Source organism: Roseburia hominis A2-183, from assembly GCF_000225345.1.
Taxonomy (GTDB): Bacteria; Bacillota; Clostridia; order Lachnospirales; family Lachnospiraceae; genus Roseburia; species Roseburia hominis.
On sequence record NC_015977.1, the window covers coordinates 1,604,645 to 1,617,668 of the forward strand.

General features: G+C 51.7%; 16 protein-coding genes. 15 read left to right on the top strand and 1 reads right to left on the bottom strand.

What is annotated here, in order from left to right:
• Positions 1-5: 5 nt before the first annotated feature.
• The 11 genes from RHOM_RS07150 to RHOM_RS07200 all read left to right on the top strand — a co-directional run bounded on the left by RHOM_RS07150 (position 6) and on the right by RHOM_RS07200 (position 6,982).
• Complete coding sequence (locus RHOM_RS07150) at positions 6-554, top strand: transcription repressor NadR (protein ID WP_014079618.1); 549 nt, start codon at positions 6-8, stop codon at positions 552-554.
• A 173-nt stretch (positions 555-727) separates the two neighbouring features.
• Positions 728-1,606 (top strand): YicC/YloC family endoribonuclease, encoded by an 879-nt coding sequence (locus RHOM_RS07155; RefSeq protein WP_014079619.1) that lies wholly within the window; start codon positions 728-730, stop codon positions 1,604-1,606.
• A 9-nt stretch (positions 1,607-1,615) separates the two neighbouring features.
• Complete coding sequence (locus RHOM_RS07160; RefSeq protein ID WP_014079620.1) at positions 1,616-1,885, top strand: DUF370 domain-containing protein; 270 nt, start codon at positions 1,616-1,618, stop codon at positions 1,883-1,885.
• A complete protein-coding gene (gmk, locus tag RHOM_RS07165) occupies positions 1,866-2,507 on the top strand; it encodes a guanylate kinase (RefSeq protein WP_044024640.1) in 642 nt (213 codons plus the stop codon). The genes RHOM_RS07160 and gmk overlap by 20 nt, the downstream gene beginning before the upstream one ends.
• A gap of 25 nt (positions 2,508-2,532) precedes the next feature.
• Positions 2,533-2,781, top strand: a complete 249-nt coding sequence (gene rpoZ, locus RHOM_RS07170) for a DNA-directed RNA polymerase subunit omega (RefSeq protein ID WP_014079622.1) — start codon at positions 2,533-2,535, stop codon at positions 2,779-2,781.
• Between the two features lie 85 nt (positions 2,782-2,866).
• The gene (gene rimO / locus RHOM_RS07175) at positions 2,867-4,207 is read left to right on the top strand and encodes a 30S ribosomal protein S12 methylthiotransferase RimO (RefSeq protein WP_014079623.1); all 1,341 of its coding nucleotides are present in this window, start codon (positions 2,867-2,869) and stop codon (positions 4,205-4,207) included.
• Positions 4,204-4,746: a CDP-diacylglycerol--glycerol-3-phosphate 3-phosphatidyltransferase gene (pgsA, locus tag RHOM_RS07180; RefSeq protein ID WP_014079624.1), complete on the top strand. Its 543-nt coding sequence runs from the start codon at positions 4,204-4,206 to the stop codon at positions 4,744-4,746. Before rimO ends, pgsA begins: the two co-directional genes overlap by 4 nt.
• A gap of 14 nt (positions 4,747-4,760) precedes the next feature.
• Entirely contained in the window at positions 4,761-5,291 is a 531-nt protein-coding gene (locus RHOM_RS17925; protein WP_014079625.1) for a CinA family protein, read from the top strand.
• Positions 5,279-5,830, top strand: coding sequence for a 16S rRNA (guanine(966)-N(2))-methyltransferase RsmD (gene rsmD / locus RHOM_RS07190; protein ID WP_014079626.1), 552 nt, complete (start codon positions 5,279-5,281; stop codon positions 5,828-5,830). Before RHOM_RS17925 ends, rsmD begins: the two co-directional genes overlap by 13 nt.
• Positions 5,831-5,859: 29 nt before the next feature.
• Complete coding sequence (coaD, locus tag RHOM_RS07195) at positions 5,860-6,345, top strand: pantetheine-phosphate adenylyltransferase (protein ID WP_014079627.1); 486 nt, start codon at positions 5,860-5,862, stop codon at positions 6,343-6,345.
• Positions 6,346-6,355: 10 nt separating this feature from the next.
• Entirely contained in the window at positions 6,356-6,982 is a 627-nt protein-coding gene (locus tag RHOM_RS07200; protein WP_014079628.1) for a hypothetical protein, read from the top strand.
• A gap of 14 nt (positions 6,983-6,996) precedes the next feature.
• Here the strand turns inward: RHOM_RS07200 and RHOM_RS07205 are convergent, their stop codons facing one another.
• Positions 6,997-7,938, bottom strand: coding sequence for a nucleoside recognition domain-containing protein (locus RHOM_RS07205; RefSeq protein WP_044024641.1), 942 nt, complete (start codon positions 7,936-7,938; stop codon positions 6,997-6,999).
• Between the two features lie 30 nt (positions 7,939-7,968).
• Between RHOM_RS07205 and RHOM_RS07210 the strand changes: the two genes are divergently transcribed.
• From RHOM_RS07210 to RHOM_RS07225, 4 genes are read left to right on the top strand one after another with little or no spacing between them, the layout of a single operon-like run.
• The gene (locus tag RHOM_RS07210; protein ID WP_014079630.1) at positions 7,969-9,432 is read left to right on the top strand and encodes an aminoacyl-histidine dipeptidase; all 1,464 of its coding nucleotides are present in this window, start codon (positions 7,969-7,971) and stop codon (positions 9,430-9,432) included.
• Positions 9,433-9,444: 12 nt separating this feature from the next.
• On the top strand, positions 9,445-10,305 hold the full coding sequence (locus RHOM_RS07215; protein WP_014079631.1) for a M23 family metallopeptidase: 861 nt from the start codon (positions 9,445-9,447) through the stop codon (positions 10,303-10,305).
• 9 nt (positions 10,306-10,314) lie between these two features.
• Positions 10,315-11,052, top strand: coding sequence for a pseudouridine synthase (locus tag RHOM_RS07220; protein WP_014079632.1), 738 nt, complete (start codon positions 10,315-10,317; stop codon positions 11,050-11,052).
• A gap of 1 nt (position 11,053) precedes the next feature.
• Positions 11,054-13,021, top strand: a complete 1,968-nt coding sequence (locus RHOM_RS07225) for a YgiQ family radical SAM protein (protein WP_014079633.1) — start codon at positions 11,054-11,056, stop codon at positions 13,019-13,021.
• The last annotated feature ends 3 nt before the right edge of the window (positions 13,022-13,024 follow it).

Here is a 13,024-nt window from a genome sequence, read left to right on the forward strand (position 1 = left end):
AATCTATGGAAAAAGAAATGACCGGTGCGGACAGAAGAAAAAAACTGATCCTTCTGATGCGGGAGTCGGAACAGCCGCTCTCCGGGACGCAGCTTGGACAGGTCACGGGGGTGAGCCGGCAGGTCGTGGTGCAGGACATTGCGCTGCTTAGAACAGAAGGGTATCCGATTGTGTCGACCGCGAAGGGCTATCTGCTCAACGAACCGAAATGTGCGACCCGCGTGCTTAAGGTCTGCCATACCAATGAACAGGTGGAGGAGGAACTCACGACGATCGTTGATCTGGGCGGTACCGTCTTAAATGTCATGGTGAACCACAGGGTTTACGGGCGCGTGGAAGCGGCGCTCAATATCAGGAACCGGCGGGATGTGCAGGGCTTTTTAAATGATCTTAGAACCGGAAAATCGGTTCCGCTTTTGAATGTGACTTCCGGCTATCATTTTCACAAGATTTCCGCGGAAAGCGAAGAAGTGCTCGACGAGATAGAGCATGCACTGCAGAAAAAGGGCTTTCTGGCGGAAGTGATGCCCTACGAGCAGGAGACACATGCCTAAATGGCACGATATGCCGCATGACACGCCGCATGGCATGCCATGCGGCACCTGTATGTCATAGAGAATGGCTGTCATGTCGTAAGGAATCATTTTGCGGCTCTTGACTTCAAACCGGATTCGATTTATAATAAATCGAATTAGCATCAGAAGATATCATGTTAGGGAGACAGTGAATGATTAAGAGCATGACCGGTTTCGGGCGCGCGGAGGTTGCGGATGCAAGCCGCAAGTTTACCGTGGAGATCAAGTCCGTGAATCACCGTTATCTGGATGTGAATATCAAGCTGCCGAAGACGCTGAATTTCTTTGAGAGTGCGATCCGCAGTCTGTTAAAGGAATATATCGAGCGCGGCAAGGTGGATGTATTTATATCTTATGAAGATTACACAGAAGAGAATTATTCGTTAAAATACAATGCGGGGCTTGCAGAGCAGTACATGACCTATCTGAAGGAGATGGCAGAGCAGTTCGGCATCGAGAATGACGTGCGCGTGAGCACGTTGTCCCGCTATCCGGACGTCTTCGTGATGGAGGAGCAGAGCCCGGATGAGCAGAAGCTTTGGGCGGGATTGGAGCAGGCGCTCCGCCAGGCGGCAGTGCAGTTTGTGGAGAGCCGTATCAAAGAGGGAGAGCGTCTCAGGGCGGATCTCGTGGAGAAGCTTGACGGCATGATTTCCTATGTGGATTACATTGAGGAGCGCTCGCCGCAGGTTCTGGAGGAGTACCGCATGCGGCTGGAGAGCAAAGTGCAGGAACTCCTGGGCGACAGACAGCTCGACGATGCAAGAATTGCGGCGGAGATTACTATTTTTGCCGACAAGATCTGCGTGGATGAAGAGACGGTGCGTCTCAGAAGCCATATCTTAAGCATGAAGGAGACCCTGCTTGCCGGCGGCGGCATGGGCAGAAAGCTTGACTTTATTGCGCAGGAGATGAACCGCGAGGCGAACACCATCCTCTCAAAGACGACCGATCTTAAGGTTTCGGACGTCGGCATCAATCTGAAGACGGACATCGAGAAGGTCCGTGAGCAGATTCAGAACATTGAGTAGGTGGCGTCCATGGCTGGGTTAATCAACATCGGCTTTGGCAATATGGTCAACACCGATAAGATCATAAGCATCATCTCGTCGGATTCCGCTCCGGCAAAGCGGCTGATACAGCGCGGCAAGGAGACGGAGACGTTAATCGATGCGACACAGGGCAGACGCACCAAGAGTGTGATCTTTACCGAAAATAATAAAATTATATTGTCGGCATTGCAGCCGGAGACACTGGCAGGAAGATTTAACGGCAATACCGCAGAGGATTATGACGATGCAAAAGAATAAAGGAATTTTGACAGTCGTATCGGGGTTTTCCGGTGCGGGAAAAGGTACGATCATGAAGGCGCTCATGCAGGCACACAGCGAGACCTACGCGCTCTCGATTTCCGCGACGACGCGCGCACCGCGAACCGGGGAGCGCGACGGTATCGAGTATTTTTTCAAGAGCCGCGAAGCGTTTGAGCAGATGATCGCGGACGATGCGCTTGTGGAATATGCAGAGTATGTGGGCAACTATTACGGCACACCGAAGGCATATGTGGAAGAGCAGCTTGCCAGGGGCAAGGACGTGATCTTGGAGATTGAGATTCAGGGTGCCTTAAAGGTACGCAGACAGTTTCCGGATGCGCTGCTTTTGTTTGTGACTCCGCCGAGCGCGGAAGTGTTGAAGAACCGGCTGATCGGCCGTGGAACAGAGACCATGGACGTCATTGAACACCGGCTGGCACGCGCGTTAGAAGAAGCCGAAGGGCTGGAGGAATACGACTATCTGGTAGTCAACGATGTGCTGGAGGAAGCGGTCAGGGAAGTGCATGAGATCATCCAGAATGAGCACTACCGCGTAGCGCGCAATGCAGACAAAATCCGTGAAATGAGAAACGAGCTGAAAGGCTTCACGCGTCAGTAACAGGGCGTCAGAAAGGAGATTTATTATGATACATCCATCTTATGTAGAGTTAATGAAGGTAGTCAACGAGGGCGTAGAGATCGGTGAGGAACCGGTGGTAAACAGCCGCTATTCCCTGGTGATTGCAGCTGCAAAGCGCGCACGCCAGATCATCGCCGGAGATGAGCCGATGGCAGATAAAGTCACCTGCCCGAAGCCGTTATCCATTGCCGTGGAAGAACTTTATGAGGGCAAGGTAAAGATTATTCCGGAGTCACAGTCCGAGGAAGAGTAATCATTTTTTCAGATAGTTTCAGATGGGAAAAGGATGATATGCTTATCATCCTTTTTGGCGTTAAAATACAATGATGGAGACAACGATGAAGTTATTATTTATATCCCTTGGCTGTGACAAGAATCTGGTAGATACGGAATTCATGCTTGGAATGATCCGGGATGCCGGCACATTTGACGGACAGCCGATCGAGATGACCGATGATGAATATCAGGCGGATATCATCATCATCAACACCTGCTGCTTTATCAACGATGCGAAGGAAGAGAGCATCAACACCATTTTGGAGATGGCGGAGCACAAGCGCGATGCAAAGTTAAAGGCGCTGATCGTGACCGGATGCCTGGCGCAGCGCTACAAGGAAGAGATTCGCAAGGAGATTCCGGAGGTGGATGCGATCCTTGGAACCAATTCCTACGAAGATATCGTGAATGCCATAACGGAGGCGCTGGGCGGCAGGTTCTACGAGAATTTTGAGACGCTGGAGGGACTGCCGAAGCTTACAGCCAAGCGGAGCGTGACGACGGGCGGACACTTTGCTTACCTAAAGATTGCGGAGGGTTGCAACAAGCGCTGCACCTACTGCATTATTCCGTATATCCGCGGCAATTACCGCAGTGTTCCGATGGAGGAGCTGGTGGCACAGGCGAAGGAGCTGGTGGCGGCAGGCGCGAAGGAACTGATTTTAGTGGCGCAGGAGACGACGCTTTACGGCGTGGATCTCTACGGGGAGAAGTCCCTCCACAAGCTGCTGGATGCGTTAAATGAGATTCCGGGACTGTTCTGGATCCGCATTATGTACTGCTATCCGGAGGAGATCTATGAGGAGCTGATTGACGCCATTGCCCGCAATGAGAAAGTCTGTCACTACCTGGATCTGCCGATCCAGCACGCCAACGATACCATGTTAAAGCGGATGGGCAGACGCACCAGCAACGCGGATCTTGTGCGCATTATCACGCATTTGAGAGAGCGGATTCCGGACATCACGCTCCGGACAACGCTTATCTGCGGATTTCCGGGAGAGACGAAGGAGATGCACGAGGAGCTGATGCAGTTTATCAATGATATGGAGTTCGACAGACTCGGAGCTTTCACCTACTCTCCGGAGGAGGGAACACCTGCGGCGGAGTTCCCGGATCAGATTGACGAGGAGACGAAGAAAGAGTGGCAGGCGGATGTCATGGAACTGCAGGAGGAGATCATCTTCGACAAGAACGAGGAGATGAAGGGCAGAGAGCTTTATGTCTTTATCGAAGGAAAAGTGAGCGATGAGAATGCCTATATCGGCCGCACCTACCGCGATGCGCCGGATGTGGACGGCTACATTTTCATCAACACGGACGAGGAACTGATGACCGGTGATATTGTACGCGCCAGAGTGACAGGAGCGTACGAGTATGATTTGATAGGAGAATTGTTATGAATTTACCAAACAAATTAACCATTATGCGTGTAATTTTGATTCCGTTTTTTGTATTCTTTCTGCTGTCGCCTTATTTCCCGGCATACGGCAACTATATTGCAGTGGCGATCTTTATCGTGGCGAGCCTGACGGATATGCTGGACGGCAAGATTGCAAGAAAGTACAATCTTGTGACAAATTTCGGCAAATTTATGGACCCGCTGGCAGATAAACTTCTGGTGTGCTCTGCCATGATCTGTCTGATCGAGCTTGACCGCCTGGCGGCATGGATTGTGATTGTGATCATTGCGAGAGAATTTATCATCAGCGGTTTCCGTCTGGTGGCATCCGACAACGGGGTTGTGATCGCAGCAAGCTACTGGGGAAAGTTCAAGACAACGTTCCAGATGCTGATGGTGATCGTTCTGATCCTTGACATCCAGATGCCGTTCTTCCAGATTCTCGGCACCGTGCTGACGTATGTGGCGCTGATTCTGACCGTGGTATCTCTGATCGATTACATTGTGAAGAACAAAGACGTCTTAAAAGACCAGAAATAGAGAAGGAAGAAAAGATGGCAGCAGAGGGACAGAACGGCAGCAAGATGCTTGATGAAATGTCGGAGTATCGGATTTTTGAATTGTTAAAAAAATATCATTATACGCTCACGACAGCAGAGTCCGCGACCGGCGGGATGATTGCCTCAACGCTTATCAATGTGCCGGGGATCTCCGCATTTTTTACGGAGGGATATGTCACCTATTCAAACGAAGCGAAGGTGAAGATGATCCATGTGAAGCCGGAGACGATTGAGCGCTACGGCGTTGTGAGTGCCGAGACGGCTGCGGATATGGCGGTATCTGCGGCGCGGACGGCGGATACGGATGCGGCGCTGTCTGTGACCGGCGTGGCAGGACCGGACGGCGGAACCAGGGAATGTCCGGTCGGGCTTGTCTACATCGGCTGCTGCCTGCACGGAAGGGTTGTCACGGAACGGCATCTGTTTGCGGGAGACCGGATGCAGGTGCGGAAAAGTGCCACAGATGCGGCGCTTCATTTACTTGCCCGCACGATCACAGAGGAGGGAACCATATGCGAATCATAGCTGGAACGGCGAGAAGCCTGCCGCTTAAGGCACCGGAGGGAATGGATACGAGACCGACCACGGACCGGATCAAGGAGACGCTGTTTAATATCATACAGGATGAAGTGCCCGGGGCATATTTCCTGGATCTGTTTGCGGGAAGCGGTCAGATGGGATTGGAGGCAGTCAGCAGAGGCGCGCGCTATGCGGTGTTTGTCGACAATGGCAAAAAGCCGGCAGCCTGCATCGAGGAGAATATCCGGTTTACGAAGTTTGAACATCAGACAAAGCTGTATCCGACGGAAGTGTTGAGCGCGCTGCGCGCCATGGAGGGCAAATATCAGTTTGACCTGATTTTCATGGACCCGCCTTACCGCAAGGGAATGGAGCAGGAGGTTTTACGGTATCTTGCAGGATCTTCCCTTTTAAAAGAGGACACGGTTCTGATCGTAGAGGCTGCGTTAGATACGGATTTCAGCTATCTGGATGAGTATGGAATGACACTTTCACGCCTCAAGATGTACAAGACAAATGAGCACGCATTTATCCGCAGAAAATAGCCGGAGCATGCGAAAAGGAGAAGAAACCTATGAAGAGGGCAATATATCCCGGAAGTTTTGATCCGCTTACACTGGGACATCTGGATATGATTAAGAGATCCGCAAAAATCGTGGATGAACTGGTGATCGGCGTACTGAATAACAGCGCAAAAAATTCGTTGTTTTCTCTTGACGAACGTGTTAGTATGATAAAAGAGATGACGGAATCCATGCCGAATGTCACGGTTGCATCTTTTGACGGTCTTTTGGTAGACTATATGAAGGAGATCAACGCGACGATCATAGTGCGTGGGCTTCGGGCTGTGACGGATTTTGAATACGAGCTTCAGATTGCACAGACGAATCATGTGGAGAATCCGGAAGTGGAGACGATTTTTCTCACGACGAGCCTGCAGTATTCCTATCTGAGTTCCACCATTGTGAAGGAGTTCGCATCCTACGGAGGCGACATCTCCAAGTTCGTTCCGGCGAGATTCATAGACAGGATCTATGAGAAATATCACATCTCAAAATAAGGAGAGGCTTATGGCAAGTAGAATTGAACAGATTATAGAAGAAATCGAGGAGTATATCGATGGCTGCAAGCCGCAGACATTTTCCTCTTCTAAAATTATCGTAAACCGCGAAGAGATGGAGGAGCTGCTCAACGAACTCCGCATCAAGACACCGGAGGAGATCAAACGCTATCAGAAGATCATAAGCAATAAGGAAGCAATTCTGGCAGATGCCCAGGCAAAGGCAGATGCGATCATCGCACAGGCGCAGGTCAAGACGGACGAGCTGGTCAGCGAGCATCAGATCATGCAGCAGGCATATGCGCAGGCGAATGAAGTGGTCATGATTGCAACCAAGCAGGCACAGGAGATTCTCGATAATGCAACGAATGACGCCAACAATATCCGTATGGGTGCCATGCAGTATACGGATGACATTCTGCGGAATCTGGAGAACACGATCTCACATTCCATGGATGCGGCGAAGGCGCGCCATGATGCTTATGTAAGTTCCCTGCAGGGATTCCTGGATGTAGTGACGGCGAACCGTGCCGAGCTTAATCCGACTGCCGAGGAGCCGGAGACCAAGACGACGGATGCGCAGGCATCCCAGGCAGACGGTCCGAAGGTGGAGATCTCTTCGGATATGCTGGGCTGACCGAACGCACTGTCTCACAGATGAAAGATCTGTGAGACGAGGCAGGCGAGCAGTCCGCAGCAGGCAGCAAGAAGCAGCTTTGCGATGCAGTAGTGTTTTATGGAGAGTGGTGTGTCACGGATCATGGAACTTGTCTGGGCGATACCGGACAGTCCGCCGAAGGCGGTATAGACCACGGCCAGCACATACTGAACGGACTGCGGCAGACCCGAGTCCGGAAGCATGGCAATCCCGTTTGTGATTTCGACCATTCCTGTAAGGATCAGTGTGAGGATATGGGGAACGGGAAGCTTCTGCAGGAGAGAGGCGATCATGGAAAACAGCATAATATACCCACCAAGTCTGGTCAGTGTTTCAAAACCATCCATGATGCCGGTATCTATGATTTTAAAATTCATTTGAGATCCAGATGCCGGCTGTTTTTGCGCGTGGAACGCGGTGCGGTCTTTTGTGCGGCGTGCGTCTGTAGAGAGCAGGATACTGCCCAGCAAAAGCGCCGGAAAATACAGGATCAGCAGGGTAACTGCCGACAGATGGGACAGCTTTAACTGGGTGTAGAGGATGAAGCTTGTGACAAAGACCGGACTGATGTTGTTGGTAATGATAAATAAAACATCGGCTTCCCGGCGTGTGATTTTTCCGCTTGCAAGCAGGGCGGCGCAGTTTTTGCTCCCGATCGGAAAGCCGAACAGAAAGCCGCTTAACAGAACAAAAGCCCCGTTGTCGCTGACCGGAATGAGCCGGGATACAAGCGGTGCGGTGATTTTGTTCAGATATTGCAGGTAATTTGAGTCCATCAGGATATTGGACAGAATGACAAAGGGGAGCAGCGTCGGAAGAACGCGCGTGTACCATAGAACGAGTCCTACGGATGCGGCGTTTACGGCATCTTTCGGGGCGGTTAAGATATAGGAAATAAATAATAGCAGACAAAGGAATATCAATTTCTTTTTCATACTAGAATGTATGAAGAACAGGAGGATTCTATGAGCAGTTTAAAAGAAATACAGGCATTACAGTTACAGTCGGAGAAAGTGTTTGATTATTTTGAGGAGATCTGTGCGATTCCGCACGGTTCGAGGAACACAAAGGCCATCAGTGATTATCTGGTTGCGTTTGCTAAAAAGCATGATCTGACCTGGTATCAGGATGAGTCCAACAACGTGGTGATCGTGCAGGAGGCGACAGCCGGCTATGAGCAGGCAGATACCATCATTCTGCAGGGACATATGGATATGGTATGTGAAAAGGAAAGCGGCTGTGCGATCGATTTTGAGAAGGACGGTCTGGATCTCTACGTGGACGGAGATTTCTTAAAGGCGAGAGGAACCACGCTGGGCGGCGATGACGGCATTGCTGTTGCCTATGCGCTTGCCATTATGGATTCGCCGGAGATTGCGCATCCGCGCCTTGAGGTTGTGATCACGGTGGACGAGGAGATCGGAATGCTCGGTGCCGAGGCGATTGATCTGTCCATGTTAAAGGGACACAAGCTTTTAAATATTGATTCCGATGTGGAGGGTCATTTCCTGACCAGCTGTGCAGGCGGCATGACGGTGGAGACTACGATTCCGGTTGACCGTATGTCCCAGAACGGACTTGCGGTGACGCTGACGGTGACAGGACTTTGCGGCGGACATTCCGGAAGTGAGATTGACAAAGAGCATGCGAATGCCAATATGGTCATGGGACGTGTGTTAAAATACGTCTCTGACCGGATGGAACTGGGCGTTGTGACCTTAGAGGGCGGTTTAAAGGACAATGCCATTCCGCGTGAATGTACGGCAGGTCTGCTGATTCCGGAGGAGAAAAAAGAGGAGCTTACCACCTATATTAAGGAACTTACGGCGGAGCTTAAAAAGGAGTATGCGGTATCGGATGCGGGAATAACGATTGACTGTGCTTTCGGAGAGAAGGGGGAGGCATCGATTCTTTCCTATACGGCGATGGCGAGAGTGATTTTTTACCTGCGCCATGTGCCGAACGGCGTACAGCATATGAGCACGGTGATGCCGGGGCTGGTGGAGACCTCATTAAATCTTGGCATCTTAAAATTAGAGGATCAGGCGCTTCTTGCGACATCCTCCGTGCGAAGCAGTGTGTCTTCCCGCAAGGAAGATCTGCGTGACCGTCTGGAGCATATCGCAGAGTTCTTAGGCGGAGAGATTGCCGTAAGCGGTGATTATCCTGCATGGGAGTATCAGGCGAAGTCCGAGATCCGCGATACCATCAGTGCCGTATATGAGGAGCTGTTCCAGGAGGAGCCAGTATTTGAGGCAATTCATGCCGGACTGGAGTGTGGTATCCTTTCCGGAAAGATCAAGGAGCTTGACTGTGTATCGTTCGGACCGAACAATTACGATATTCATACGCCGAAAGAGCGTCTGTCCATCTCCTCGACCGAGAAAGTATGGAAGCTTCTGGTGGCATTTTTAAAAAAATGTAAATAAAAAAGGAATGATATGAATTTCAGACATGTCCGTATGCTGCTGTTACTGTTTACCATGATCCTATGGAACGTTCTTTTAAACGCATGGATTCTGGAGAGAACCAGACAGATAAACTGTTTTTCCTATGAGACGGCGCTTTACAGTTTCCGGGAACACCGGGTGAGCGGGGAACTGCTTGCCCGGATGCAGGAGGAGGCAGAAGAAAAAGGAATGTCGGAAAAAGAACTGCTTGCCGTCTATTTTGCGGAGGATGGAAGCGTCACCGATCCCGGGCAGCTGGCCGTAGAGGCTCTGTATGCAAAACGGTATCAGCCGCAGGCATATGCGCGGATCTGCGGCTATCTTTCTGCCGTGTGGGACGATCTGGAACGTTTTCCGGTCGGGACGGTGGCCTCCGACGGGAATGCGGGAGTGAGCTTTGCAGACAGCTGGATGCAGAGCAGGAACTTTGGCGGTGAGCGGGGACATGAAGGCTGTGATATTATGGCTTCGGTGAACGAGCGAGGCATCTATCCCATATACAGCGTATCCGACGGAGTCGTGGAAAATGTGGGATGGCTTCGCCTCGGCGGGTACCGCATCGGCATCCGCAGTCCGTCCGGAGCCTATTTTTATTATGCGCATCTGGCGGAGTATGCGAAGGAGTTTGAAGTTGGGGAGACAGTCCTTGCAGGCACCCATCTGGGCTATATGGGGGATACCGGTTACAGCGATATTCCGGGAACCACCGGCAACTTTCCGGTGCATCTGCACTTTGGAATCTATATCAACGATGAGAACGGGCAGGAACTTTCCGTAAACCCGTATCCGATGGTGTTATATCTCTGGGAACAGCAGGGAAAGTACACATTCGGTGAGACAAAGAGACAGTGAGGGAGAAAAATGGCACTTCGTCTGGATAAATATCTGACAGAACTGGGCGCAGGAACCAGAAGCGAGGTAAAAAAACAGATCAAAGCCGGTCTGGTCACCGTGAACGGAGCGGTTGCAAAAAAGCCGGAACAAAAGGTTGATGAGACGGGCGATGAGGTATGCCTGCGCGGGGAGCGCCTGCTCTATACCGCTTTTGAGTATTATCTGTTTCACAAGCCCGCCGGCTGTGTGTCGGCGACACAGGACAATATGCACCGCACGGTGATGGATTATCTGAGCGACACCGCAAGAGGAGATCTGTTCCCGGTGGGAAGGCTGGATCTCGACACCGAGGGACTGCTTTTGATCACGAACGACGGTGCGCTGGCACACGCGCTGCTGTCGCCGTCCCGCCATGTGGCAAAAACATATTACGCCCGGGTGCAGGGCGTGGTGGATGAGACCGATGTCAACCTTTTTAAAAACGGGGTTGACATCGGGGAGGAGAAGCCGGTCAGACCGGCAGATCTGGTAATTCTGGGCTGTAAAGCGGATGTGTCAGAGATTACGCTTACCATCACGGAGGGAAAGTTCCATCAGGTAAAGCGGATGTTTGAGGCGGTCGGGAAAAAGGTACTGTATTTGAAGCGGATTTCCATGGGACCATTGGTGCTGCCGGAGGATCTTGCACCGGGAGCGTACCGGAAACTGACCGCGGAAGAGCTTGCTGCGTTAAAGAATGAGCAGCCGAAGAGAAATGAGGATTAGAATGAACAACGGATTTTGGCCAGTCAGCCGTGCGGAGATGGAAGAGCGCGGAATCAAACAGTTTGACTTTGTCTATGTGATCGGGGATGCCTACGTGGATCATCCTTCGTTCGGTCACGCCATTATCTCAAGACTTCTGGAAGCACACGGCTATTCGGTCGGAATTATCTCGCAGCCGGACTGGAGAGATAAGGAGTCTGTCTGTATCTTCGGGGAGCCGCGGCTCGGGTTTTTAGTGTCTGCGGGCAATATGGATTCGATGGTGAATCACTATTCGGTGTCCAAGAAAAGGCGCGCGACGGATGCGTTTACGCCGGGCGGCGTGATGGGAAAACGGCCGGATTACGCGACCATTGTCTATTGTAATCTGCTCCGGCAGACCTACAAGCACACGCCGATCATTATCGGCGGCATTGAGGCCAGCCTGCGCAGACTGGCGCATTATGATTACTGGTCGAACAAGATGAAGCGGTCCATTCTTCTGGATTCCGGGGCGGATCTGATCTCCTACGGTATGGGGGAACACAGCATTGTGGAGATTGCGGATGCCTTAAACAGCGGACTGGCGGTCAGCGATATCACATTTATCGACGGCACGGTCTATAAGACCAGAAAGCGTGAGGACATCTATGATGCCATAGAGCTTCCGCATTATGAGGAGGTGCTGGCGGACAAGGCGGCATATGCGCGCAGCTTTTATACCCAGTACTGCAATACCGATCCGTTTGTAGCCAAACGTCTGTTTGAAACGTACGACGGAAAGCTTTTTGTCGTGCAGAATCCGCCGGCGAAGCCGCTGACACAAAGCGAGATGGATCAGGTCTATGCGCTGCCGTATCAGCGCACGTATCATCCGAGTTACGAAGCGCAGGGCGGGGTTCCTGCAATCGAGGAAGTGCGTTTTTCTCTGGTCAGCAACCGCGGCTGCTACGGAGGATGCAGTTTCTGTGCGCTTACGTTCCATCAGGGACGGATTATTCAGGTGCGCAGCCACGAGTCCATTCTGGCGGAGGCGGAGAAGATCGTCTGGGAACCGGACTTTAAGGGATACATCCATGACGTCGGCGGGCCGACGGCCAATTTCCGCGCGCCTGCATGTGACAAGCAGATGACAAAGGGCGTATGTCCCAACAAGCAGTGCCTGTTTCCGACACCGTGCAAGAACTTAAAGGTGGATCATAAGGATTACCTGAAGCTCTTAAGAAAGCTACGGGAACTGCCGAATGTGAAAAAGGTGTTCATCCGTTCGGGTATCCGTTTCGATTATCTGATCTACGATGAGGACCGCACCTTCCTCAGAGAACTCTGTGAACACCACGTCAGCGGTCAGCTAAAGGTGGCGCCGGAGCATATTTCCGATGCGGTCTTAGAGAAGATGGGCAAACCGCGCGTGGAGGTGTACAAGCGGTTTGTGAAGGCCTATCAGGATATGAATGAGAAGCTCGGGAAAAAGCAGTATCTGGTGCCGTATCTGATGTCATCCCATCCGGGATCGACGTTGAAGGAGGCGGTGGAACTCGCCGAATTCTTAAGAGATCTCGGCTATATGCCGGAGCAGGTACAGGATTTTTATCCGACCCCGTCGACCATATCCACCTGCATGTACTATACGGGACTTGACCCACGCACGATGCAGCCGGTCTATGTGGCGGTAAACCCCCACGAGAAAGCCATGCAGCGCGCGCTCATCCAGTACCGGAACCCGAAGAATTACGATCTTGTTGTGGAGGCGTTAACCAAAGCGGGACGGACGGATCTGATCGGCTTTGACAAACACTGTCTGGTACGGCCGCGGGGCATCGGCTACGGCACAACAAACGCCAAAGACCGCTACGCTGGAGGTGACAAGAACCGCCGCACGGCAGGCGGCGGGAATAACCGCGGAAGAGCAAATGCTTCCGAGAAGAAAAATACGAAAAAGACAATCCGCAATGTTCATCATAAAAAAGCAGGTGCGGGGAAAAAGTAAGCG